A 24,248-nucleotide genomic window follows, 5' to 3' on the forward strand; every position below is an offset into this window, starting at 1 on the left:
CGGCTTCCCGCCTGTGGCTACCATGAGTGAGCCGCGCCACATGTGGCGCGCCGACTCGTAGGACCGACAGCGCCTTCGTCGCGCTGTGTCACGGCTTCGAGTCCTGGATCGGGCGTCGGCGCAGACCGGCGCCCGGTTCACGCCAGCGCTATCGGGAACAGGGATATGACGACAACAGAAATCGGATACGCGCATCAGTCGGGCAAAACGGTGTACACCGTTCCCGCCGCATTCCAGGAGACCGCGCGGCTGCGCCCCGACCAGATCGCCTTGCGCAAGGTGGGCGGCACCCAGCAGTACACCTGGCGCGAGTACGCCGAACGGGTGCGTTCGATCGCCGCGGGCCTGGCCGGGCTCGGCGTCGGCCACGGCGACACCGTCGGCATCATGCTCACCAACCGCCCCGAGTTCAATCTCGTCGACACCGCCGCCCTGCATCTGGGCGCCACCCCGTTCTCCGTCTACAACACCAGCTCCCCCGAGCAGATCACCCACCTGTTCACCAACGCGGGCAACAAAATCGTTGTGACAGAACAGGTCTTCCTCGACCGGATCACCGCCTCCGGCGTGCCGGTCGACCACATCATCCTGGTCGACGGCCCCGCCGAGGGCACCGTCACCCTGGAAGAGGTGGAGGCCGCGCCCGCCGCCGACTTCGATTTCGACGCCGCCTGGCAGGCCGTCGGCGCCGACGATTTGGCCACCCTGATCTACACCTCCGGCACCACCGGACCGTCCAAGGGCGTGGAGATCACCCACCGCAACGTGCTCGCCCAGATCATCGTCCTGGTCAGTGGCCCGCTGCAGGTCGGCCTGGACGACCGGGTGGTGTCCTACCTGCCCGCCGCGCACGTCGCCGACCGGATCTCCGCCCACGCGCTCAACCTGCTCACCGGCATCCAGATCACCACTGTCCCCGACCCGCGCGAAGTCGCCGCCGCACTGCCCGACGCGCGCCCGACCACCTTCTTCGGCGTCCCGCGCGTCTGGCAGAAGATCAAGGCCGGTGTCGAGGGCAAACTCGCCGAGGAACCGAGCCCGGTCAAGAAAGCGCTGGCCAACTGGGCGATCAGCACCGGAATCGCCGCCGCACGCGCCGATCTGGCGGGCAAAGGACGCAGTCCCCTGCTGAGCGCGCAGCATCGGATCGCCGAGACGATGGTGCTGTCCAAGCTGCGCCACGCCTTGGGCCTGGATCACCTGAAAGTCGCCTCCTCCGGCGCCGCGCCCATCCCGCCGGAGACCCTGGAGTACTTCCTGGGCCTCGGCTTCACCGTCAGCGAGGTGTGGGGCATGTCGGAAACCACCGGCGTGGGCACCTACACCGAACTGGACAAGCCTCGGCCGGGTTCGGTCGGGCGCGCGGCCGACGGCGTGGAGGTGCGACTGGACGCCGACGGTGAGGTGCTGGTGCGCGGCGCGATCGTCACTCGCGGCTACCGCAACATGCCGGACAAGACCTCCGAGGCCATCGACTCCGACGGCTGGCTGCACACCGGCGACATCGGCACCTTCGACGCCGACGGTTACCTGCGGATCGTGGACCGCAAGAAGGAGCTGATCATCAACGAAGGGGGCAAGAACATCGCCCCCAGCAACATCGAGAACTCGGTGAAGGCCGCCTCCTCGCTCATCGGTCAAGTCGTGGCCATCGGTGACGCCAAGCCCTACATCGCCGCCCTGATCGTGCTCGACCCCGACGTCGCCGCCCTGCGCGCCAAGGAACTCGACGCCACCGGCGAGGACATCGCCGCCCTGGCCGCCCGGCCGCAGATCGTCGAGGAAGTACTCGCCGCGGTCCAGGCGGGCAACGCCAAACTGTCCCGCGTGGAACAGATCAAACGCTTCACCGTCCTGGGCGCGGTCTGGGAACCCGGCGGCGACGAACTGACGCCGAAGATGTCGCTCAAACGCGCGCCCATCGCGGCCAAATACAGCGCGGAGATCGAGGCGCTGTACGCCAAGGAGCCCTCCGGCCAGGTGGTCAGCGTCAAGTAAGTCAGGCGAAAAGCGCTGTGGCCCAGAGCATCACGCCTGGGTCCACAGCGCCTTGTGGTCCCGGGCCTCAGAGACGAAGATCGTGGCCGTCATGCGACTGTCCCCACGCGCGACGAGATCAACAGTGGTTCCGGTAGTAGCCGCGCGAAAAGCAACGGATACGGCGAAGGCGCAGTTCAGCGGCGGCGGTTGGCTCCCGGACCGAGCAACGCGGTGAGATCGCGCATCGCCTGCGGCGACGGTTTGAAGTAGCGGCGCAGGTTCTCGGCTTTGCGGTGCCGGGACTTGGCCATCAGTTCCAGCAGGCTGGCCCGGACTCCCCGAGGTGCGTCAGGCCGGAGTGCCGGAGTTCGTGCAGATCCCAGCCGGTTGCGGGTCCCTCGATCGCGGTGGCAGGGTCGAGCAGGTCCCGCGCCTGGTCGTAGGACAGCCGGGCCGGGCCGGTGTCAGGCAGAGGTCGCGCTCGGCGAGGTACTTGCCGGGCCCGGGCCGGCGGTGAGTGACGAACACCGGTCCCGGGTGCGTCCTCGCAGCAGTCGCGGCAACAGCCGGGCGGTGCCCGCGTCCCAGTACACCTTTCCAAGACGTGCTCATGGTGGGCGGCACCGCGGCGGTGGGTGCGGTGTTCGGCGCCTTTGGACTTCACCCGGGCGCACCGTCCCGCCTGGTCCAGTTCTTCGATGTCGAGTTGGAGCAGTCCTCTGCGCGAGCGCATGTTTCGTAGAGCATCCGCCACAGTGTCTTCTCCTGGACATGGACCTCGCGGCGCGCGAGCGCGCCGGGGTGTCGAAGTCCGGCGAGGTCGACCGCGCAGCCGAGGCGGGCAGTTCCGGTCCGTCCCAGCCTTGTTCGGCGCACCAGCTCAGCCATTTGCCTACCGCGCGGCGCGGCGCGCGTTCCGAGTGTTGACCGCCGCTGCGCCCCACAGCGATTCCAGCGCTGCGCCGATCTCTGCGTCGGACACCGAGTCCAAGGCGCGCGAGCGCGCGATCAGTCCCTCGGGGCCGTGTCCGTCGAGGGCGTCGACGGTTTTGACGATCGCGATGCCGGAGGCGCGGCGGGTGTTCGCCGATCCGATCGTGTCCAGGAACGCCTCGGCGCTGCGCAGGGTCCGAGCCGGCGGGGTGCGCAGCCGGGTCACGGTCGCGGCCATCGGCCCACTCCCCTGGCTTGCCCCGGATAAGGGGACCGGGCATGTTGCGTCGCAGTCCGATCGCCGCAGTACGGCACTGACACTTCCCCGGATAGCAGACTGTCATCCGGGGAAGGAGATGCGCAGGCACAGCCCACCGAACATGTAGGCAGTATGCGGAGCACGATCGTTCGTTCCGCCGACTGGCTGGCCGCTTCAGGCAGCGCGGCATGCGGCACGAGCGTGCGTTCTCGGCACGCCCGGTGGAGCGTCGAATCCAGGATTCGACAGGTGAACACCGTGCTCGAATCCGCGACCTACACGACCGAATGCATCGGAATGCGGGTCGCTGATAGAGGTCACGGTCACGATCCTGGCCGCCGACGGCCCGACCGATCTGCAGCTTGCCGCGGGTAGCGCCACGCCCGTGGCGGTGATGCAGTCTCTTCGAAAATTTGGAGCGCTCTCCCTCGCCGAAGCCCCTGCGATGGCCGAGGAGCTCTGTCACCGGGGGCTCAACGGAACCGGGTCGAATTGGAAGTTCTAGCGATTGCGCTTCGCGCAACGGGTGCGCTTGTCACTACCCGGTCCTACGACACAATTTGACGGCATGTCGGTTGCCACCGTTGTGGGACCACCGCGTTGCCAGTCGTGGGACCACCGACAGCAGTACAGAAGTGAAACGGGTTATCGTGTTGTTGATTGGCGGACGAGGCGTTCCCGAACGACCGATATGCGGCATGAGCGTTGCTGACCTATGTGGCGCCTGGGCCGCACCCTTCCGTCGGACAGCCAGCGAATGTGTGCACCGAGATCGCGGGTCAGGTTCGGCTGCTCGACAGGGGCGTGGATGGACTGCCCGCCCAGCGGCTATTACAGTGCGCTGCTGATCGCTATCTACTCAAAGTGGATGAACGGGAAGACCTCTCGAAATCGCTGCAGGGTTGGGAGTTGGCATCGTCGTTGCGGGTGTGCTGCGCATCGCAGGCTTCGGTGCTGCCGATCAGCACGCCAGAGCTGTCAGTTCCCTTGCGCCGGAGAGCTTCCGGGCACGTAGTTCCGACTTCTTCGCGGACGCCGTTGGAGGGGGCTCGGCGTTCGACCGAGCATTGTGTCTGTAGGGTTCGGTGATCAATCCGGGGAGGACTACCGATGGCGCAGCTTCAGCATCGGATCGACGAAATGACCGATGACTCGGGATTCCTCGGTCTTGTCGACCCGCACGCGTACACGTCGTTCGTGGGCGAAGACTGGACCTTGGAGATGCTGTTCGAGCGCGTCGAATCGGAGATGCGGCAGCGGACGATGCTGCTCTGGGGAACCGGCGGCGAGGAGCAATGGCGGATCGACCTCTCGGATTCGCCGGTAGATCCGCGGCTGCCGGTCATCAGGCAAATCGCCGGTCCCATCACCGTGACGCGCGGTCAGCTGGTCGTCGTCAATTTGGACACGGTCACCATGGCTGCCCAGTTCGCGGACTCCGCCGTGGACGACGACAAGGACATATACGGGTCAAGTATCGAACTCCCAAACGGCGACTACATCTGCACCATCAGTCAACTCACCGATCCCGAAGAGGATCGGACACATGAAGGCCCCGACTTCCACCTCCAGCTGCTGGCTGGACGAACCTCGCCATGGTTCGGGGTCGCATGGTCCGAACTGTGACGCTCCGACGGAATGCACGGCATTCGGCATCTCCGGACGTTTAGTTTGCCGTCGCCATGATCGATCGGCACAACGAATCTGGAACATGTTCTCCCAGCGGATCGCCTGATGTCGGTGGTCCCACGACTGGCAACGCGGTGGTCCCACAACGGTGGCAAACGACAGGCATAATGGTGCGTCGCCGAGCGTTGAAATGGCGGTGGACAGGGGGACTTGTGACGTCCGATGAGTTGCGCGGCGAATGCCGCGATCTGGTGGCGGTGCGTTCGCCCGACGGACACATCCAGCGCTGGTCGGTGACAGCGCGAGCCCTTGACACAGGTCGGTGGCGAGTCACGTTGACCGATGGGGCCGGCGGGGAATGGGTCGCTGAGAGCGACGATGTGTTCGACGGGTTCGCGGCGGTGCGAAAACTTCCGGAGGGCAGTGGTTTTCGATTTCTCGTTGTCGGCGCACGGCCGGAGTATTGGCCGACCCCGATGAGCAGTGGGATGGGTGGTGGGTTCGAGTTGTGGGCCCGCTACCGGTGTGGCCTTCGTAACGTTTTTCGTACTGCGATCGCAGGTGTGTCGCGAGGTCGCGGCTACCGGTACATATTTTCGCCCGCGCCCGCGTCGAAGGTTTCGACTGTCGAGCAACAGCACGCCTACCGCGAGCAGTGGCTGGCCTGGAGTCGGTTGAACTGATGTGACATTGGTACGAGCGCGCCTGCCTCCGAGGCACCGGCCAAGCTGTCCTGGCGCGCGATATGCGGCATGACAGTGCGTTAGCCGGTCAGAGCGGAGCCTCAGTCTGCCCGCCGCAGCCACTGAACCGTCATGACCGGGCGCGCTTCCAGCCTCGCGCTCGCTGTGCCGTTGCCGCCACTCGGTCCGGACACCACGGCGGCCGGCCCAGTATGAGCGGTTTCCGTGCTCGTGCGCTGCCGGTAGCTTCCCGAGCAAGGTCAGGGTTGGAAGGTGATTGCGGTGAGTCGTTCACCGTCGGCCCATAAGCGCGCGTCTCGCCTACCTGAAGTGGCCGCTGCCGCCGCTCACCGGGCGAGCCCCAGCCTGGCATCGGAGCTTGTGGTCGGGCCGGTGGCGGTAACAGGCATGAGGTCGCTCGCCGACGGGTCGAGGTGTGCGCAGCAGAACCCAGGCCCTCCTCGAAAGTTCCCGCCGCGGCGGATCCCTATGGATCTCCCTGGCAGGCACCGTGATTGCTGCCCTCGTGGCGACGTCTGGACCTCACGCAGTTGGCTTGCACCCACCGCAATAGGCAACACTTGTAGTAATCGCGCGGAAAACACCACATATGGCTGGACCAGCGGCGATGGCGTTGTGATCGGTTCGGGCTGCGGGCGGCCGCGAACCGCTGCGTCGCCACGAAACCCGACCTCCACCACGCCGACCACCTCATCGGCACCCGAGCCGAGCACCAAACACGCTGCGCCGCAGTCCGAACCAGCCGATCACCGCTGGTGAAGACGACTTCGTTGTTTTTCGCGCGATTACTACCAGAACCCCCAACACTCAGAACCGTAGTTCGCCGACAGTGTTGAGATCGATGCCGTGCCGCGCGTAGATCTTGATCGTGTTCTCGCCGGTCAGATCGGCTTCGGTGTAGCCGAGCAGTCCGGCGATCCGGATGACGTCGTCCTTGGTCGCGGCTTCGATCTCCAGATACGGCGGGATCCGCGGCCAGGTATCGATCTCGAGCTGCGCGCCGTCGAGGACGAAGCTGATCCGCTTGGTCTCCTGATAGGACTTCGCGGTGAAACCCAGCATCTCGAGCAGGGAATTGGCGGCGGCGAAGTCGTCGACGCTCACCTCGACTTCGTGGGTGCCGTCGATGGCGTCGCTGGTGATGTGCTTGACGGCGAGCGTGGTCCCATTGCCGTTGTCGCGCAGCCTGATCCACTTCGAGTCATCGCCCGGCGCGATGTCGTAGACGTAGCGGCGCATGAACCGCTCGCCGAGTTTCCGGCCGCCCTTGTCGATGATGTGCTGTTCGATGGCGCCGGGGTCGATGTCGAGAATCTTGGCTTCGTGCTCGATGGGCACTGCTGACTCCTGTTTCGGATGGGCGGTCGATCGAACTTACCCGCCGCGCGCCGCTGGAACCGCCAACTCCTGCTCAGCCGACCTTGTCGACTCGGGTCGTTGCCGCTGTGAGGGGCTTGCCTGCCGGGGTTTGCGGGCGCAGTTCGGCGACCGGGCTGCCGTCGAGGTCCAGGAGTGTGGAGCGCGGCTCGTTGCCGGTGAAGGCGTGGCGTTCTCCCCACTGGCGCAACGCGACAATCGTGGTGAAGAGGTCCTGCCCGGCTTCGGTGAGTTCGTAGATGTGCCGCTTGCCGCCGGGGTTCGGTCTGCTGGTGAGGATGCCGTGATCCACCAGCCGACGGAGGCGGTCGGCGAGGATGTTCCGCGCGATCCCCAGGCGCTGCTGGAACTCGGTGAACGCGGCCGCGCCGTCCATGGCCTCGCGCACGATCAGCAAGCTCCACCGATCGCCCACCAGGTCGATCGTTCGGGCCACGGGGCAGGTGGGGTCGGTCCACTCGCGTGCGGAACCGAGCGGCGTCGTCATCGCACTCCTCCCTGTCGGTTGCAATATGAAACCATTATGCCTACGCTGTAATGGTTTCATTTTGCTACCAATTGTGGAGGTGTGGTGTCGACCGGAGTCACACGATCGCAGCGATGGATCCTGGCGCTGATCTGCGCCGTGGCGGTGTCGACCATCTACGCGATCCAGCCCGTAACCGAAGCGGCGGGACGGGATCTGGGGCTGTCGCCGCAGTCGCTGGGCGGGCTGGTCGCCGCCGGACAGATCGGCTACTTCGCCGGTCTGGTGGTCTTGGTGCCGCTCGGAGACGTGGTGAACCGCCGCCGCCTCATCACCGCGCATCTGGCACTCACCGCGGTGGGCACCGCTATCGCGGCCGCCGCACCGAACGGTGTTTTCGTGATGGCGGGGCTGGCGATCGCGGGATTCTTCGCAGTCGTGGTGCAGGTGACGGTCGCGTATGTCGCTGCCGTCTCCGAGCCGGGCGAGCGGGGCCGCAATATCGGGGCCGTCACCTCGGGCGTGGTGATCGGCATTCTCGGTGTCCGTGTCCTCGCGGGCGCGCTGGGCGATACGGTCGGCTGGCGAGCGGTCTACGCGCTGCTCGCCGCGTCATGTGTGGTGCTCGCCATCACCGCCCGAGCGAGGCTCCACCCGGACCATAGGACGAGCGAGGTGCGATACACGCAGGTGCTGGCATCGATGGGACGGCTCGTGCACACAGATCGACTGTTGCTGAGCCGGGGCCTGATCGCCCTGTTCCTGTTCGCGTCCTTCGGGACCCTGTGGAGCGGGCTCGCGCTGCCACTCGGCGCCGAGCCGTGGAAGCTGGGCACCACCGAGATCGGGCTGTTCGGATCGGCCGGGCTGGCCGGAGCGCTCGGGGCCGCCCGTGCGGGACGATGGGCCGATTCCGGTCGCGCGCAAACGATCACCGGCTGGTCACTTGCTCTGCTCACCGGCTCCTGGTTGCTCATCGCCCAAGCCCGATCGAGCCTCTGGCCGCTCATCGCCGGTATCATCCTGCTCGACTTCGCCGTCCAAGCCGTGCACGTGAGCAGCCAGCACCTGCTGACCACCGCGCATCCGAACCGCGCCAGCAGCGTCATCGGCGTCTACATGGCCTTCTACTCCCTCGGATCCGCCCTCGGCGCCATCACCACCACCTGGGCATACAGCTCGTGGGGATGGCGGGCCTCCTGCTGGGTCGGCGCGATCTACGCCCTGTCGGCACTGATGCTGTGGGGGCTGGGCCGACTCGGCGGCATCGCGCGCCCCGCCGACTCGAGTGCCGAAGGCGCGAAAGCGCGGACGAACGCCGACCCTCGGCTCTGGATCCCACAGCCCACAGCTCGTTCCGCGAGCGTCCCGCACTCGGAGCTGGAGTGCCGAGCCGGATCGTCGGAGCATCCTTGACGGATGGCAGGCATCCGGCCTGCCACTCACGCCTGCGCGCTCGGCGCGACGATCAGCGTCGAATGCCACCGGCGCGAAAATCGCTGTGCCAGAGTGTTTCCCGGGCTCCAGGATGGCTGGATGCCTGACGAGTTTCACGCTGCGCGTGGCCGTATACGGCATACGGGGGATGGACGCATGCGGGTGCAAGCCGGGCGCAAGGACGGTGCAATCCCTACCCAGCACTCTCGTCACCATGACCAAGTCAGTAACGATCATCGGCGCCGGACTCGGCGGGCTCGCTCTGGCCCGCGTCCTGCACGTCCACGGCATCCCGGCCACGGTGTACGAGGCCGAACCGACCCCGACGGCACGCACGCAGGGCGGCATGCTCGACATCCACGACTACAACGGCCAACTCGCCATCGCGGCGGCCGGACTGATGGACGAATTCCGCGGCCTCATCCTGGAGGGCCGCCAGGCGATGCGGGTCCTCGACCCGAACGGGACCGTCCTGCTGGACAAACCCGACGACGGCACCGGTGGACGCCCCGAGGTGCAGCGTGGCGAACTGCGACAACTGCTGCTCGACTCGCTGCCGGCAGGCACAGTCCGATGGGGTCACAAATTCAGCGGCGCTCGCGCTCTCGGCGCGGGCCGCCACGAGGTCACCTTCGCCGATGGCAGCACGGTCGTCACGAGCCTGCTGGTCGGCGCCGACGGCGCGTGGTCACGGGTCCGGCCGCTGCTGTCCACCGCCGTACCCGACTACACCGGCGAGTCGTTCGTCGAGACCTACCTGTTCGACGCCGACACCCGCCATCCCGCCGCCGCGGAAGCGGTCGGCGGCGGGTCGATGATGGCGCCCTCGCCGGGCCGAGAGATCCACGCGCACCGGGAAAGGGGCGACACCTTGCACGCCTACGTGGTGCTCGCCAGGCCGTACGACTGGTTCGCCGCCATCGATTTCACCGATGCCGCCGCGGCCACCGCACGGATCGCGCAGGAGTTCGACGGCTGGGCACCGGAACTCACCGCACTGATCACCGACGCCGACCTACCGCCGGTCTGGCGCCCGCATTACACCCTGCCGATCGGGCACCGGTGGGATCGGATACCAGGGGTGACCCTGCTCGGCGACGCCGCCCACCTCATGCCCACGAACGGCGAGGGCGCCAACCTCGCCCTGCTCGACGGCGCCGAACTCGGCAACGCCCTCGCCGCGCACCCCGACGACATCGAGACCGCCCTGAGCGAATACGAGCAGAACATGTTCGCCCGCAGCACCGAGGTCGCCACCCAAACCGCCGAGCTCTTCGGGGACCGGAACGACGGAACGGCCCAGGGCCTGGTCGCCGCGTTCACCGCACGCGAGCACACCCCCTGACCTCGAGCCACTCCGTCGGGCATTCGTACCTGACGCGGGCGCGCGTTGATCGGCCACCCAGCTTCGCTCCGGATCGGTTGAAAAACCAGCCTTGTCAACGCGCGCTCGCGCCGAACACCCACATCGACCGGCAGCTACCCGAATTCCGATGGTTGCGCGACTACGACCGGAACCCTGCCCGGGGCCGCAGCGCGTTCGGGCCGACTTTCACGGCTCCAGATACAACCGCTCGCACGGCAGGCGCGGATGCCCGTCGGTGTCGTCCATCGACACCTCGACCGCGTCGTGCCAGTGCCGGGCGCGCCATTCCTGGACGAACAAGCACGCGGCGGTCACGCAGGCGACGAAATCCATCCGGACGCCGTGCCAGAAACACCGACAAATGGACATCCGGCTCGGACGGCAGCGGAGACACGCCGCGCTGATCGCCGTTCACCGTTGCGGCTCCGTCGGCGCGTGTCGAACATGGAGACCGCAGCGTTCGCATCCGCCGATCCCGCAGCGCGTCAACGTGTTCCACACCGCAGGCGCATCATGCATACGCGATGCCCCGCTTCCGGCGAGCAATGCTTTCGGCCACGCATCCACGGATAGCGGCCACGACGACGCTTCCCGAGGGACGAAAAGCGCTGGCGGGCCGAGTGACCCACGCACGGAACGTGGTACCGCGATCGGCCGGACTCGGCAACGCCACGGTTCCACCAGCGCCCACGAGCGAGACATTGAGCCGGAACATCTCCGCGAACAGCGTGATGTCATCGGGAAGGTCGGGCTGCGTCAGATACGTCCACCGCTTCGACCGAGGATGCGACATGATCGGCCCGATAGCGTGGTGGTGCCGCTGCATCCATACCTTCACGTCCTGCCCCAGCGTGGCGGGCATGATCACCGCCCACGCCACCCCCATGCGTAGCACTATGCGCCCCACCTGAGGCGGATCGACCTCTGCGGGCAGATCGCACACCTGCCGGTAGTAGGCGCACCGGGACAGCGGCGTGTTCCCGAAAAGTACCTGGACCATTGAACCCCCTACTCGATCGCAAACACGGTGAGTTGCGCACCCGCTGGTCAAGCCCCTGGCTGGGCTGATCCGATGCGAATCGGATTGCTCACTGCGCCTTGGTGTTCCGCTTGTGCGGCGGGATGCATGCCAAGTAGACCTCCTCGGTGCCACATTTTGGAATATTCCGTGGCGCGAGTAGCCTAGTTTTCTCCCCGTCTTCCAGGCTTGCCCCGAAAACCCTTCCAAATTCACAGATCACCGTGAGGTTGGCTAATGACCGAGAGTCCGGGCTCCACAGTTCCTCGTCGTATGCTGGGTCGCCGACTGCGTCAGCTACGCGAGGCGTCCGGCGCGACTGTTGCGCAGGCGTGCAAGGTCATCGAGGTGTCACCGCAGACCATGTGGCGGCTGGAGGGCGGCCAAGGGGTGAAGCTCAAGGACATCTACATCAAAGCCCTATGCGAGCTGTATGGCGCCGATGACGAGGACACCGCAGCATTGATGGGCTTGGTCCGTGAGACCAAAAGGACCGGGTGGTGGCACGCCTACGGCGATGCGGTGCCGACCTACTTCGACCTTTATCTCGGGCTGGAAGAAGCCGCTCGGAAGCTGACCACCTTCCATCTCACTTTGCTTCCCGGCCTGCTCCAGACGCCGGCCTATCGACGTGCGGTGATCTGGGGCGCGTATCCGGGAATGCCTACCGCCGATGTCGAGCGTCGAATCGAGATTGCGGCCACGCGTCAGAAGCGCTTACAGGAGTCGCCCGACCGCTTCACCATGAACGTGTTCCTCGGAGAGGCGGGATTGCGGTACCCGGTTGGCGGACCATCGGTTATGTCGGAACAACTCGATCATCTCGTAGCCGTTTCGCGGTTGCCCACCGTCACGCTTCGAGTGGTGCCGTTGCACACTGAGCGCGTATTTCCCCTGATAACAGGGTCTTTTACCCTGCTGGAATTCCCAGCTCTGCAGTCGTTCACCGAACCGCCGGTAGTGTACGTTGAGGGCTATACGGGTGCCCTCTACCTGGACAAGCCCAGTGAGATCGAGCAATACAGGGCAGCGTGCAAGGCGGTTCGCGCCGCCGCGCTTGACGAGCAAGAAACCAGGCAACTGGTGTTGAAGATCGCTAAGGAGTATGCCGAGTGAGTACCACCCTGGCCAGGGCGGCGTGGTTCAAGAGCAGTCACAGTGGGCCCAACCAGGATTGCGTCGAGGTGGCATACCTGGAAGGCGGGATGGTCGGCATGAGGGACTCCAAGAACCCGACAGGTCCAGCCCTCGTGTTCACCCTCAGCGCCTGGGATGCATTCACTTCCGGAGTAGCTGAAGGCGAGTTCGATCGTTCGTAGATCGACCGCAAAGTCCGGCGCGATGGTTCTATTGCCTATGTTGGGCTTCGTGGTGTCGGGAGTTTCGTTACACGGCGGGCAGCAACCGCGTGCGGGGCGCATGATGCCGGCGAGGGGCGGGCATGATCCTTCCCGCGATCGGGTGCAGCCTTCCCGTGCCTGGCGGGCGGTTCGATAAAGGAGCCGAGGACAATGAGGTCGCGTGAGGATCGGAACGAACCCGTTCGGGCGGAGCGGGGTAGCGGTGTGTTCGAGCGGCCATGGATGAGCACCGGCGTGACAGGCTGTCGATCGAATCTGCCCGCCGGCTCCAGCGACAGCTGCCGGCCGAGATCACACCGGGGCTGACCGACAGCGAATTCGACACCATCGAATCCCGCTACAACTTTCGATTCGCCGACGACCACCGCGCCTTCCTGGCAGCCGGACTCCCCGTGGACAAGCCTGGTGAGTCCGGATGGCGAGGCTGGCCGGACTGGCGACGCGACGACACGGAAGTCTTGCGTGCGTGGCTCGCTCAACCCGCCGAGGGTGTGCTTTTCGACGTTGAACACAACGGTTTCTGGCACCCAGCATGGGGAGACCAGCCCGCCGATCCGATCCGATGTCTGGGGATCGCGCGCCGCGGGCTCGAGGCCGCGCCACGGCTGGTTCCTGTGTTCGGTCATCGGTTCCTGCCCGCCATCGCGGGGCAATGGGGTCACCCGGTGCTGTCGATTGTCCAGACCGACGCGATCTACTACGGCCTGGACCTTTCCGACTATCTTCGGCACGAATTTCTGGGACAGGCCAGCGACCTCGACTTGGCCCACGCAACAGTTCCCTTCTGGAACTACCTGCTCGGCGACAGCGGCGGACCGCCGACCTTGAGGGTCGTCGCACCGTCTGATCCCTACGCTGTCAGTCCCGACCAGGCCGTAGAACGACTGCGCATGCTGGCGCTGGAGCGTCTCATCGGACACCCGGTGGAACCGGAAAAGCTCATCGAAGCCGCCCTCGTCGCACTGGTTGTCGATATCGACAGCGAGTCCCTGCCTCTGCTCGGCGGACTCACCCGAGCAGAGCAAGACCAAGCCGAGGAACTGTTCGACCAGGTGCTGAACGAACTCGACATCGTGGCAACGATTCCCACCGATGAGCGCGATGTCCGGCACCTGCTGGTTCGATGGTGGCTTCGTCAGATCACACAGGGCCATCTGCCACCCGTGATCGGTGCCGAACTGATCGCGACCCAGGCTTGGATACAGCTCAACCGGCCGCAATCGCTGCGCCCGCTGCTAGAGCTCACCGACCGCTACAGCGACTGGGAAGCCAACCAAACCGCCACGCCTTCCCAGCTTGCTACAGACATCGTTACTGCGGCGCAGGGGCTACTGAACGGCTCGTGGGCGTACTGATCAACTCTCGGGCAGGCGAAGACAGCGCGACCGACAACACCGATCGTCTGATGCTCAGAATCCGCGACGCGGATCGGATGCACATGATCAGTTGTGCAGCAAAGATATTGGGCGTAGGTTCGCCCGCGCGGCTAGCCCAATTGCTCGACAGCGAAGCCGACCAGTAGCACGGCGAATCCGCCGATCTCCCCCATGATCAAGGCGGCGAGGACGAAACGCATCGACGGCGGCGGGTTGCGCATCTGGTTGTCGGTCTCGCGCTGTAGTCCGAGCCGGATGTAGTTCGCGATCGTCACCACGAACAGCAGGATGATGGCCCCTGCCGCGGTGGCATTCACCGCGGTCGGCCAGCCCGACAGCTCGACGAACCACGCGATCAATCCGGTCGCGAACGAATACAGCAACGCGGCCCGGTGGGCGATGTCGACGTAGGGGTGGGCCAGACCGTCCGGCGAAGTGGTCATCGCCTGCCACTTCCACACGCCGAGCACCAGCGCCCACAGGAAGATGAGCCCGGCGAAGAAGAGCACCCAGGCGGTTTCCGTGCGAATGATCACGTTCTTACCCTCATCAATCCGTCGCGCCCACCTGGGCGGCTGTCCAGCGGCAGCGTAGCGCCTGGATAAGCCCCTGGGAATACCGCGGCGGCGCAGCCCTGTCCGGGGCGGCGCGCTTCTGGCTACGCCGATTGAAGGGACCTGACAGCATGGACACCATGGGTTCCGCTGCAACTGACCCGCGCGTGTTCCCGAGCTTCTCGTCACGGACCAGGTGAGAACGGCGGCAGGGCTGTCCGCGCCCGGCCCCAAGGGCGGAGACAGGCCACTGCAATGCCAGCTCCGGCCATCAGAGTGCACGAAAAGACCGCACGTGACAAACGATTCCCGAGGGCGCAGGCGAATCTGGCTCGGCCTTCAGGATCGATTCGGCCGGTCGGTGACGGCCCGTGCGACGGCGTGCACGGCCGCGAGCGTAGTGGGCAGCAACACCGCGCTGCCCAGCCAGGTGTGGGTGTCGTCGCGCCGAACTCCGGCCCGGCCCAACGTTCGCCAGGCCCACAGCGAGAACGGAATGACCACCGTCGGCGCGGTCGCCACCCCGGGCGTATAGCCTCGGTGCGCCACGGTGAGCGCGAGATGACCGACGCCGTGGACGCCGAAGCCGAGCAGCGTGGCTTGAAAGAACCGGGAGCCGCCGCCGGTCCGCGCGCCTGCGGCCGAGGCGGCCAGCACGATCAGCCCCATGAGTGAGATGGCCACCCGCGAGTGCGCGGGCGAGACCTCCGTTCGAAGCCATACCGGCCCCGGCAGCGGCTTGCCGCCCTTGGCTGCGTTGGTTCGCGACCACCGCGACATCGTGAACCACTCTTCGGCGTCGTTGGCCAACCAGGCCAGGAACAGCCCCCACGTCACTGATTTCCGCATCTCGATCTACCCACTTTCATTACGTGATGTAACGTAACTATATGGCGACAGGTCGACCCCGCAATAGTGAGATAGACCAGGCGATCATCGCCTCGACGATCGACCTGCTGATCGAATCGGGCTACGCCGATCTCACGATCGAGGCGGTCGCCTCCCGCGCGAGGATCGGCAGGCCCACGGTGTATCGGCGCTGGCCGACCAAGGACGAACTCGTAGTGCGCACGCTCATCGAGGCGGTTCCGCCGTTGGAGGCGCCCGACACCGACGACGCGTTGCGCGACCTCACGGAACTCGCCGTCACCTTCGTGACCCGACTGGCCGCGTCACCACTCGGGCGAGTGGTGCTCGCGGTGCACGCCGACGTCGGCCGCAACGCCACGCTCGCCGGTCAGCTGCGCGAGCATTACCTGCGACCGCGAAACGACGTGATCACCGCCGTGATCGAGCGTGCCCGCCGACAAGGCGGGCTGCGCCCCGACCTGCCGACCGAGACTGTCCGCGACCTCGTGTTCGGCCCCCTGGTCTATCACTGGCTGATCACCAGCGAACCCATGGACCGGACCACCGCGGACACCCTGGTCGCGGCAACACGCCGCGCGATCAGTAACTGAGGCCACCAGTCATCGGTGAAGACCCCGGATGCCCGAGAACCAGCACTTCCCGAGCTTGCCGAGCCAAATCCGCCCGATTACGGCGGCAGTAAGCGCTCCGTGCGCCACCGAACCCATGTACCGACGAGAACGAGTCAACACTGGAACTGCCGACGGGCCGGATCAAGTCGCAAGCCCGAGTTCGCCATACGGAACCAGATGGTCGCGATCCACCGTGCTCTGCCAGCCCCGCTCGGTCGCCGCCAGGGCGTGGCCGCTCGCGGCGGGATCCCTCGGCCACGGCTCGCGCAGGTGGATCTGGATATCGTCCTGCAGAACCTGCACGAGCCCCATCGCGAACTCTTCGGCAGTCGTACTGCCCGGGTCGCTGGGATCCAGGGCTATGGTCGTGCCGACTTCCGGCACCGAAATGCTCACCCACGCCGTCGGGATCGGACGCCCCGCCGGCTCGTGGAAGCGGCGCCACTGTTCGGGGTACTCGGTGCCGACCTTTGCCGAGAAGCCGAGGGACCGTGCGATATCGGCAGCCAGCAGGCGCGCGCCTCGGACCGCTTCAGAGATGTCCATAGGGGGATTCTCGACGGCGCAGGCCGATTCGCGCCCGCGAATTCCTGTTGCATGAGCGCTGCCAGCAGAAAGCGCCGTGGCCCCGAGCGTTTCGCTCAGGGCCACGATCGTGCGGCAGTTCCTATTTCTGCTCGTAGGTGGCGACCAGGGTCGCACGAGCCAGCGTGTGGGAGAACAGGTTGAAGCCCAGGTAGGCGGGGCTGGCGGTCTCATCGATGCCCAGGCTGTCGACGTCGACGGCGTGTACGACGATGAAGTAGCGGTGCGGGCCGTGCCCGGGCGGAGGGGCCGCGCCGACGAAGCCGTGGAAGCCGCCGTCGTTGCGCAGGGTGATCGAACCGGTCGGCATCGCGCCGCCCTCTTCGCCGCTGCCCGCGCCCGCGGGCAGGGAGGTCGCGCTCACGGGGATATCAGCGACGACCCAATGCCAGAAGCCGGAGGCGGTGGGCGCGTCGGGGTCGTACACCGTCACCGCGAAACTCTTGGTCTCCGCAGGGAAACCCGACCAGGACAACTGCGGGGAGATATCCTGGCCACCCGCCCCGAAGATGCCGCTGACCTGCTCATTTTTGAACGGCTGCCCGTCGGTGACGTCGTCGGAGGTGAGCGTGAACGACGGCACCTGCGGAAGCGCGTCGTAGGGGTTGTAGGTCATGAAACCTCTCTTCCGGATCGGATCAGCTGTGCAGTAGGAAGTGTTCCAGCACGCGGGTGCCGAATTCGAGGGCCTCCACCGGCACCCGCTCGTCGACGCCGTGGAACAGGGCGGTGAAGTCCAGCTCCGGCGGCAGCTGCAACGGCGCGAAACCGAAGCAGCGAATACCCAAGCGGGCGAACGCCTTCGCATCCGTCCCGCCGGAGAGCATGTAGGGCACGGTGCGGCCGCGCGGGTCGTGGGCCAGCACAGCGTTGTTCATCGCTTCGACCAGATCGCCGTCGAAGGTCGTCTCGTAGGAGTCGAGCTTGGTGATCCACTCCCGTTCGACGTCGGGGCCGATCAGCTCGTCCACCTCCCGCTCGAACTCTGCCTGCCGTCCGGGAACCACACGGCAGTCCACCACCGCCTCGGCGGTCTGCGGTATCACGTTGGCCTTGTAACCGGCCTGCAGCATGGTGGGGTTCGCCGTGTCGCGCAGGGTCGCGCCGATGATGCGGGAGATGGTGCCCAACTTCGCCAGCTGGCCCTCGATGTCGGGACTCGCCGGATCGAACTCCAGACCCGTCTCCTCGGCGACGGCGGCGAGGAACGCGGCCACCGAATCCGACAGCACCAACGGGAAGGTGTGTTTGCCCAGACGGGCCACCGCGTCGGCGAGGATGGTGACGGCGTTGTCCTCGTGCAGGAACGAGCCGTGGCCCGCGCGGGCCTTGGCGCGCAACCGCATCCAGCCCAGCCCCTTCTCGGCGGTCTCCACCAGATACAGCCTGCGTTCGGTGCCGTCGGGCCGCGGCACGGTCAGCGAGAACCCGCCGACCTCCCCCACCGCCTCGGTGATGCCGTCGAACAGATCGGGGCGGTTGTCCACCAGCCACTGCGAACCCCACTTGCCGCCGTTCTCCTCGTCGGCGAGGAAGGCGAAGACCAGATCGCGCGGCGGCACCGTGCCCTCGAGCTTGAACTGGCGGGCCACCGCCAGCGCCATCCCGACCATGTCCTTCATGTCGATCGCGCCGCGACCCCACACGTAGCCGTCGCGCACCGCACCGGAGAACGGGTGCACGCTCCAGTCCGAGGCCTCGGCGGGCACCACGTCCAGATGCCCGTGGATCATCAGCGCGCCGCGACTCGGGTCGGCTCCCTCCAGTCGCGCGAAGACGTTGCCGCGCCCCTCCGCGCCGGACTCGACGTACTCGGTGACATACCCCGCTTGATGCAGTTGGTCGGCCACCCACTGCGCACACTCGCGCTCCCCCTTGGTGGTGGCCAGGTCGCCGGTGTTGGAGGTGTCGAAGCGGATCAGCGTGCTGACCAGCTCCACCACTTCCGACACCGCGCGGGAGTTTCTGTTCGGGTCGAATCCTTCGCCAGTTGCGGACACGCTCCCTTTCCTACCACCCGCGCGGCAGGGCGAACGCGCGGACGGGTGTCACGGCGAGGCGACGCGGCCCGCACGGTGCGCGATCACCTTCGACAGGGTTGTCATCAGAGTGATCGGAACTCACACCGGATCGGGCGGCTGGACCTTGTCGGGGAACACCACCCGCACGAAGGCCCAGAACCGGAACACCATCCCCAGCGCGGTGCCGATCAACTGGGCGGCCACGAAGTCGGCCACGTTCTGGGTGAAGCGGGAGACCTCGGGCACCTCGAGATGCAGCACGTACCGCGACACCCACAGCGGTGCGGTGTTGATCGCGACGGCAAGGAAGCTGACCAGGTAGAACAGCGCGGCCTCGTGATGACCGCGCCGCCCGCCGCGTTCGTCGAAGGACCACTGCTTGTTGAGCACATATGACAGCGTGATCGCCGCCAGCACAGCGACGACTTTCGCCGTCACCGGATGCGGCTCGAGCACAGTGCTCTTCAAGGTCAGGAACACCGCGGTGTCCAGCGTGAACGCTGCGACACCGACGGAAGCGAATCGGAATAGTTCTCGACGCCGTGCCTCGCCCCCCAGCGCGGACGTCACCCGGGCGAAAACGGGGCGTTCGGAAAACAGCACAGGTAAAGTCTCCGACACATGTCCCGACCCCACAACAAGATCGGCAGATTCACCGCACCGCCTGTTGCGCGAGTGCACGGTCGGTGGATCGCGGGCAGGTGAGTAGCGTGAAAAAGACCAAGCGGCGCAACGGTTCTCGGCCGGACCGCGTCGGCGCGGAGCCGATCGCCGTGATCGGCATGAGCTGTCGCTTCGCCGGCGGCGCCGATTCTCCGGAAGCCTTGTGGCGGTTGCTGATCGAGGAGATCGACACGATCGCCGACGAGCCGCCGCCCGGCCGCTGGTCCGGCGACCACCGCGGGCGCGATCGTGCCGCCGCGGGCAAGACGGTGTCGGTCGCGGGCGGGTATGTGGCGGATGTCGCCGGTTTCGACGCCGAATTCTTCGGGATCACCCCACGTGAGGCGGCCGATATGGATCCGCAGCAGCGCTTGGCGCTCGAATTGGCCTGGGAAGCTTTCGAAGACGCGGCGATCCGGCCCGACCGGGTGCCGGACACCGGCGTGTATTTCGCCAACAAATTCAACGATTATCGCGCCGTCAAACTCGCCAGGGGCGCCACCGCCATCACCCCGTTCACCAGCACCGGAGATGTCGAGGGTGTGATCGCCAATCGGGTGTCGTACTTCCTGGGTTTCGACGGTCCCAGCATGACCGTGAACGCCTCCTGCGCCGGATCGCTGGTGGCGGTGCACCTGGCCTGCCAGGCGTTGCGGACGGGTGAGAGCGCGCTGGCCGTCGCCGGTGGCGTGCAACTGAATCTGATACCGGAGACCGCGATCGGGTTGTCCGCGCTGGGTGTGCTGTCCGCGCGCGGCCGGTCACACACCTTCGACGCCTCCGCCGACGGCTACGTGCGTGGCGAAGGCGGTGCGGTCGTCGTGCTCAAGCCGCTGCGACAAGCGTTGCGCGACGGCGACCGCGTCTACTGCACCCTGCTGGGCAGTGCCACCAACAACAACGGCAGGCACCGCTCCATGCCCGCCAGCAGCGCCGACGGTCAACGGCAGCTGTTGCGGCGGGCCTGCGCGCGAGCGGGTGTGGACGCCTCGACGATCGACTACGTCGAGGCGCACGGCACCGGCACCGCCGTCGGTGACCGCGCCGAATTGACCGCACTGGCAGAGGTTTACGGCACCGGCAGGCCGCCCGGCGCACCGCTGATCGTCGGCTCGGTCAAAACCAATATCGGACACACCGAAGCGGCCGCGGGCATGGCCGGACTCGTGAAAGTCGCGCTCGCCCTGTCGCATCGCCGGATCCCGCGCAGCCTCCACTTCGACCACGCACCCGCGGAATTCGATCCCGCCGCGACGGGAGTGCGCGTGGCCGACACCGCGATGCCGTGGCCGCGGCACGACGCCCCCGCGCGCGCCGCGGTGAGTGCGTTCGGTTTCGGCGGCTCGAACGCCCACGTCATCGCCGAAGCGGCACCCGCGCACGATCCCGTCGATGACGGCGGCGTCTCGCAGCGGCTGGTGGTGCTGTCCGCCCGCACCGAAGCCGCGCTGCGGGAACACGCTCATCGGCTGCGTGAGCGTCTCGTGCGCGACCCGGACATCCGCCTGAGCGACCTCGCGCACACGCTTGCCACGAGAACCGCCTTCCAGCATCGAATTTCGACGGTCGCCGACAACGTGGGCCAGGTCGTCGAATTCCTCGACGCCTACCTCGCCGAGGATGGGGACACCGAGGGAGACGACAACGAGGCGCTGAATCTGCTGCTGGCGGCGGCTCTGCGTCCCGGCACAGTGGACCACCGCGACCTACTGCACGCGGTGGGAAGGCTGTTCGAGCGTGGCATCGAACCCGACTGGACGGCCGTGAACCCGGCGGGCCGCCCGGTCTCGCTGCCCACCTATCCGTTCCAGCGCGAACGGCATTGGGCGGACCCGCAGGCCCGCGGCGAGGCACACGGGTCGCCCTCGTGGGACGCGGTGCCCATCGAAATCGCTGCCACTACTGGCATTTCGAGTCCAAGATCTCGGTCCGCGGCGGTCGCGGCGTCGGGCACAACTGCCGAATCGGTCGAATCCATCGCGATGATCGCCGACTCGGCGGCGCGCCCCGTGGCGATCGCGTCGAGTGACCCCACACCTTCCTCCGCGCCCAGCGTCGCGGCACTCGCCGCCCTGGTCACCACCGAACTGGCCGAAGTCGTCGGCATCGAGCCCGACCGGGTGGCCGCCCGGCAGAACTTCGAACAGCTCGGAATCGGCTCGGTGCACGCCGTGGAGCTGTCCGCCCGCCTCGGAGCCCGCCTCGGCATCGAGGTCCCCGCCGCCGTCATCTGGGGCTGCCCCACCGTGGAGCTGTTGGCCGCCGAACTCCACGGCCGCCTCGAACCCGAGAACCCGGCGACGGTGCCCCCAGAACCTACTGCGTCGGCGGCGGACCCGCGACCGCCGGTGCAGGAGGAAGCTCTGTCGACCGCTGAACTGCTCGCATTGAGCCGGGAATTGCTCGGCTGAACCGAAATCGCGAGCGAGAGCATCTGCGGTGCAACCGAACTGATTTCCCGCCCGGCTGGGCTGTCGACAGTCGACATGACGGATCATCACGCTGCCGCTCGGAGACCACGACAGCAGAGTGGGAACGCGTTCTCGCCGTGCTCGGCGGCGAGAACGCGTTCGCCGTGTGACCTATATGCGGAGGCATTATTGGGATGCACCAGGTGGGGCGGGATTACGCCGTGGGCGTTTCAGTGCGGCTGATGGCGCGCGGGATTTCGAGGGCGGCCAGTTTGTCGGGGTTGCGGATGCCGTAGCCGCTGACGATCTGGTCGTCGGCGATGTCGAACACGAGGACGGCTTCCAGTTTGTCGCCGATATAGCACGCGAGTGCCGGTTGACTGTTGCAGTTCACTGTCTCGATGCGTACTTCCGGTCGCCGCTGCGCGTATCTGAAGACCGCCATGAGAATCGCGCCCACTCGTTCGGCGCCGACCATGACCAGCTCCGGCAGTGCGGTCACCTTGCCGCCGCTGTCAGTGGTCCAGGTGATGTCCGGCGCGAGCAGCGACAGCAAGCCTTCCATGTCCCCGGTGGTCGCGGCCGTGATGAAGCGTTCGGTGACCGCGGCGGTTCGGACGGTGTCGACGGGGCCGTAGCGCTTGCGCCGGGAATGGACATGGTTGCGGGCGCGGCGGGCGGTCTGATGCACGGCGTCGACAGATTTTCCTGTTGCGGAGGCAATTTCGTCGTAATCGAAGCCGAAGACCTCACGCAGCACGAAGACCGCCCGCTCGGTGGGGGTGAGCGTTTCCAGCACGATCAGCATCCCCATCGAGACCGATTCGGTGAGTACCACATCGCTCGAGGCGTCACCGTCGGTGAGCAGCAGCGGCTCGGGCAGCCACGGTCCGACGTACTCCTCGCGACGACTGGCGCTGGCCCGCAACGTATTCAGTGCCTGCCGCGTGACGAGCTGGGCCAGATAAGATTTCGTATCCCGGACCGTGGCCAGGTCCACCCGCCGCCACCGTAGATAGCTGTCCTGCAGCACGTCGTCGGCTTCGGTCGCCGAGCCCAGGATTTCGTAGACGATGGTGAACAGCAGCGGTCGCAGGTGAACGAAACGCTCGGTGTGCTCGTCGGTGGAGGTCATGGCTTCGGAACTCCCTGCGGTTCGGCTGCGCTCAGATCCTTACGCCTGCCCAAGCCCAGGAAGGTCGGGATCGCGCCGGGTTTGCGGGCTTCCTTGCGGATGGTCCCGATCGGGCCCGCGAGACCCACCCGTTCCTTGATCCACCCGGCAGTTCGCCCGCCGAGATACATCGGCACGGGTGTGTCGTCACGCCGGCTGAATTGCATCGCACCCGCGCGGCTACCCAAACCCACGGTGCAGGCGGTGAAGGCCACGTCCAGCACAGCAGGTTCGTCCCCGGCGATGCGGGCCAGTACATTGTCGGCGGCCTGCGCGCCCAAGGGTTGGGCGGCATAGCAGCTCATCCGCAGTGGGCGGCCCGAGGGCGCGACCGAGTCCCCGGCGGCGACGATGCGTTCGTCATCGATACTGGTCAACGTCTCGTCGGTCAGCAGCCGGCCCAGGTCATCGGTGCGCAGCCCACTGCGTGCCGCCAGTTCGGGCACCCCGAATCCGGCGGTCCAGATCGTGATCGCACCGGGCAGCACATCGCCGTCGGTCAGGACGACCCCGTCGCGCCGCACCTCGCCCACCCGCGCCTGCTCACGCACCTCGACTCCATTCTCGGATAACCACTTCGCCACCGATCGCCGGGCCGGATTCGAGAAGTTCGCCGCCAACTTACCGCCGCCCACCAGTGTCACGGTACGGCCCTGCTCCACGAGTTCGGCGGCGGTCTCGATGCCGGTGAGCCCGCCGCCGACGACGACAATCGGCGCATGGACCGGCACGTCCGCCAGCGCCGCGCGTAGCCGCTGGGCGTGTTCGAATTCGGCGATCGGATAGGCGAATTCGGTGGCACCGGGCACCGACGCCGGCACCGCCGCGGTGCTGCCGACCGCGTAGACCACGTAGTCGTAGTCGAGCGCGCGCCCCGAACCCAGTTCCACCCGGCGGGCGGCGGTATCGATGCGGATGGCACGATCGACGATCATCCGCACCCCGGCGCCGAGCAGGGTGTCGTAGTCGACGGCAGCCTCATGGGTACCGGCCACGAACTGGTGCAACCGCATGCGCTCGACGAACCGCGGACGCGGATTGACCAGTGTGATCTCGACATCGCGCCGCAGCCGCAGCCGATTGGCCGCCACGGTACCGGCGTAACCGCCGCCGATCACAACCACTTTGGTGATGGCATTGAAATCAGTCATGCCCTCCAGACACGCCACACCGTCCAGATCTGACACGAAGTGACAGCCGTCACGTTCGCAGCCCGCCGCCAGCCCGCCGAGATCGTCGGCTCGCGTACAGGCGGAGTGCACGAATCGGCAGTACAGTGCGGCCTGCGGGTCCTCCCAACGCAGGTATCGCGTCGCCGATCTGGAACATGTTCACTCAGAGGATGACGGCTTCCGGCAGCCCCCAGCCCCGCCGCAGGGCGGTCCGATGACGGATGCAGAACCACAGACCTCGACGCCGCGGTTCGGCACTGGTCGCCCGGCAGCGTCTTGGG

Annotated in this window: 22 protein-coding genes; 9 read left to right on the top strand and 13 right to left on the bottom strand. The window is 66.6% G+C overall.

All coding sequences use genetic code 11. The annotated features are described in order from the left end of the window. Positions 1-165 precede the first annotated feature (165 nt). Positions 166-1,998 (top strand): AMP-dependent synthetase/ligase, encoded by a 1,833-nt coding sequence (locus ACIA5H_RS26020; RefSeq protein WP_397077893.1) that lies wholly within the window; start codon positions 166-168, stop codon positions 1,996-1,998. A gap of 874 nt (positions 1,999-2,872) precedes the next feature. Here the strand turns inward: ACIA5H_RS26020 and ACIA5H_RS26025 are convergent. Beyond that, positions 2,873-3,151, bottom strand: a complete 279-nt coding sequence (locus tag ACIA5H_RS26025) for a hypothetical protein (protein WP_379252471.1) — start codon at positions 3,149-3,151, stop codon at positions 2,873-2,875. A 1,131-nt stretch (positions 3,152-4,282) separates the two neighbouring features. On the opposite strand from ACIA5H_RS26025, the gene ACIA5H_RS26030 reads away from it, so the two are divergent. After that, positions 4,283-4,798, top strand: a complete 516-nt coding sequence (locus ACIA5H_RS26030) for a hypothetical protein (RefSeq protein ID WP_397077896.1) — start codon at positions 4,283-4,285, stop codon at positions 4,796-4,798. 1,514 nt (positions 4,799-6,312) lie between these two features. On the opposite strand, the gene ACIA5H_RS26035 is transcribed toward ACIA5H_RS26030, so the two are convergent. Both ACIA5H_RS26035 and ACIA5H_RS26040 read right to left on the bottom strand, forming a co-directional pair. Continuing rightward, on the bottom strand, positions 6,313-6,843 hold the full coding sequence (locus ACIA5H_RS26035) for a class IV adenylate cyclase (protein ID WP_379252470.1): 531 nt from the start codon (positions 6,841-6,843) through the stop codon (positions 6,313-6,315). A gap of 73 nt (positions 6,844-6,916) precedes the next feature. Then, positions 6,917-7,369 (bottom strand): winged helix-turn-helix transcriptional regulator, encoded by a 453-nt coding sequence (locus ACIA5H_RS26040; protein ID WP_397077898.1) that lies wholly within the window; start codon positions 7,367-7,369, stop codon positions 6,917-6,919. Positions 7,370-7,453: 84 nt separating this feature from the next. Between ACIA5H_RS26040 and ACIA5H_RS26045 the strand changes: the two genes are divergently transcribed. Next, positions 7,454-8,764, top strand: coding sequence for an MFS transporter (locus ACIA5H_RS26045; protein WP_397077900.1), 1,311 nt, complete (start codon positions 7,454-7,456; stop codon positions 8,762-8,764). A 235-nt stretch (positions 8,765-8,999) separates the two neighbouring features. After that, positions 9,000-10,130, top strand: coding sequence for an FAD-dependent oxidoreductase (locus ACIA5H_RS26050; protein WP_379252467.1), 1,131 nt, complete (start codon positions 9,000-9,002; stop codon positions 10,128-10,130). A gap of 207 nt (positions 10,131-10,337) precedes the next feature. On the opposite strand, the gene ACIA5H_RS26055 is transcribed toward ACIA5H_RS26050, so the two are convergent. Next, complete coding sequence (locus ACIA5H_RS26055) at positions 10,338-10,484, bottom strand: hypothetical protein (RefSeq protein ID WP_397077902.1); 147 nt, start codon at positions 10,482-10,484, stop codon at positions 10,338-10,340. Between the two features lie 178 nt (positions 10,485-10,662). Then, positions 10,663-11,151, bottom strand: coding sequence for a DNA-directed RNA polymerase subunit beta (locus tag ACIA5H_RS26060; RefSeq protein WP_397077904.1), 489 nt, complete (start codon positions 11,149-11,151; stop codon positions 10,663-10,665). Positions 11,152-11,406: 255 nt separating this feature from the next. Here ACIA5H_RS26060 and ACIA5H_RS26065 point away from each other — a divergent pair, with 255 nt between their 5' ends. From ACIA5H_RS26065 to ACIA5H_RS26075, 3 genes are all read left to right on the top strand, one after another. Continuing rightward, a complete protein-coding gene (locus tag ACIA5H_RS26065; RefSeq protein ID WP_397077906.1) occupies positions 11,407-12,285 on the top strand; it encodes a helix-turn-helix domain-containing protein in 879 nt (292 codons plus the stop codon). After that, the gene (locus ACIA5H_RS26070) at positions 12,282-12,488 is read left to right on the top strand and encodes a DUF397 domain-containing protein (protein WP_397077908.1); all 207 of its coding nucleotides are present in this window, start codon (positions 12,282-12,284) and stop codon (positions 12,486-12,488) included. Before ACIA5H_RS26065 ends, ACIA5H_RS26070 begins: the two co-directional genes overlap by 4 nt. A 260-nt stretch (positions 12,489-12,748) precedes the next feature. After that, on the top strand, positions 12,749-13,885 hold the full coding sequence (locus tag ACIA5H_RS26075) for a hypothetical protein (protein ID WP_397077910.1): 1,137 nt from the start codon (positions 12,749-12,751) through the stop codon (positions 13,883-13,885). A gap of 131 nt (positions 13,886-14,016) precedes the next feature. On the opposite strand, the gene ACIA5H_RS26080 is transcribed toward ACIA5H_RS26075, so the two are convergent. Together ACIA5H_RS26080 and ACIA5H_RS26085 are read right to left on the bottom strand one after the other, a co-directional pair. After that, entirely contained in the window at positions 14,017-14,436 is a 420-nt protein-coding gene (locus ACIA5H_RS26080; protein WP_364425722.1) for a hypothetical protein, read from the bottom strand. A gap of 363 nt (positions 14,437-14,799) precedes the next feature. Next, complete coding sequence (locus tag ACIA5H_RS26085) at positions 14,800-15,309, bottom strand: HXXEE domain-containing protein (protein ID WP_379252459.1); 510 nt, start codon at positions 15,307-15,309, stop codon at positions 14,800-14,802. A 41-nt stretch (positions 15,310-15,350) separates the two neighbouring features. Here ACIA5H_RS26085 and ACIA5H_RS26090 point away from each other — a divergent pair, with 41 nt between their 5' ends. Next, complete coding sequence (locus ACIA5H_RS26090) at positions 15,351-15,920, top strand: TetR/AcrR family transcriptional regulator (protein ID WP_397077912.1); 570 nt, start codon at positions 15,351-15,353, stop codon at positions 15,918-15,920. A gap of 162 nt (positions 15,921-16,082) precedes the next feature. On the opposite strand, the gene ACIA5H_RS26095 is transcribed toward ACIA5H_RS26090, so the two are convergent. The 4 genes from ACIA5H_RS26095 to ACIA5H_RS26110 all read right to left on the bottom strand — a co-directional run bounded on the left by ACIA5H_RS26095 (position 16,083) and on the right by ACIA5H_RS26110 (position 19,150). Beyond that, the gene (locus tag ACIA5H_RS26095) at positions 16,083-16,592 is read right to left on the bottom strand and encodes a hypothetical protein (protein WP_397077914.1); all 510 of its coding nucleotides are present in this window, start codon (positions 16,590-16,592) and stop codon (positions 16,083-16,085) included. Positions 16,593-16,608: 16 nt separating this feature from the next. Next, positions 16,609-17,142, bottom strand: coding sequence for a YbhB/YbcL family Raf kinase inhibitor-like protein (locus ACIA5H_RS26100; protein WP_364425695.1), 534 nt, complete (start codon positions 17,140-17,142; stop codon positions 16,609-16,611). Positions 17,143-17,164: 22 nt separating this feature from the next. Further along, positions 17,165-18,526, bottom strand: a complete 1,362-nt coding sequence (locus ACIA5H_RS26105) for a M20/M25/M40 family metallo-hydrolase (RefSeq protein ID WP_356966143.1) — start codon at positions 18,524-18,526, stop codon at positions 17,165-17,167. 120 nt (positions 18,527-18,646) lie between these two features. Beyond that, positions 18,647-19,150: a GtrA family protein gene (locus ACIA5H_RS26110; protein ID WP_355077980.1), complete on the bottom strand. Its 504-nt coding sequence runs from the start codon at positions 19,148-19,150 to the stop codon at positions 18,647-18,649. Positions 19,151-19,257: 107 nt separating this feature from the next. Here ACIA5H_RS26110 and ACIA5H_RS26115 point away from each other — a divergent pair, with 107 nt between their 5' ends. Further along, positions 19,258-21,621, top strand: coding sequence for a beta-ketoacyl synthase N-terminal-like domain-containing protein (locus ACIA5H_RS26115; protein ID WP_397077918.1), 2,364 nt, complete (start codon positions 19,258-19,260; stop codon positions 21,619-21,621). Positions 21,622-21,835: 214 nt separating this feature from the next. Here ACIA5H_RS26115 and sigJ read toward each other — a convergent pair whose 3' ends face one another. Together sigJ and ACIA5H_RS26125 are read right to left on the bottom strand one after the other, a co-directional pair. Beyond that, positions 21,836-22,756 carry an RNA polymerase sigma factor SigJ gene (gene sigJ, locus ACIA5H_RS26120; RefSeq protein WP_397077920.1) on the bottom strand — a complete coding sequence of 307 codons (921 nt, stop codon included), beginning with the start codon at positions 22,754-22,756 and terminating at the stop codon, positions 21,836-21,838. Then, complete coding sequence (locus ACIA5H_RS26125) at positions 22,753-23,946, bottom strand: NAD(P)/FAD-dependent oxidoreductase (protein WP_397077922.1); 1,194 nt, start codon at positions 23,944-23,946, stop codon at positions 22,753-22,755. The genes sigJ and ACIA5H_RS26125 overlap by 4 nt, the downstream gene beginning before the upstream one ends. Between the last annotated feature and the right edge of the window lie 302 nt (positions 23,947-24,248).

This window comes from Nocardia sp. NPDC051900, assembly GCF_044452545.1.
Classification (GTDB): domain Bacteria; phylum Actinomycetota; class Actinomycetes; order Mycobacteriales; family Mycobacteriaceae; genus Nocardia; species Nocardia sichangensis.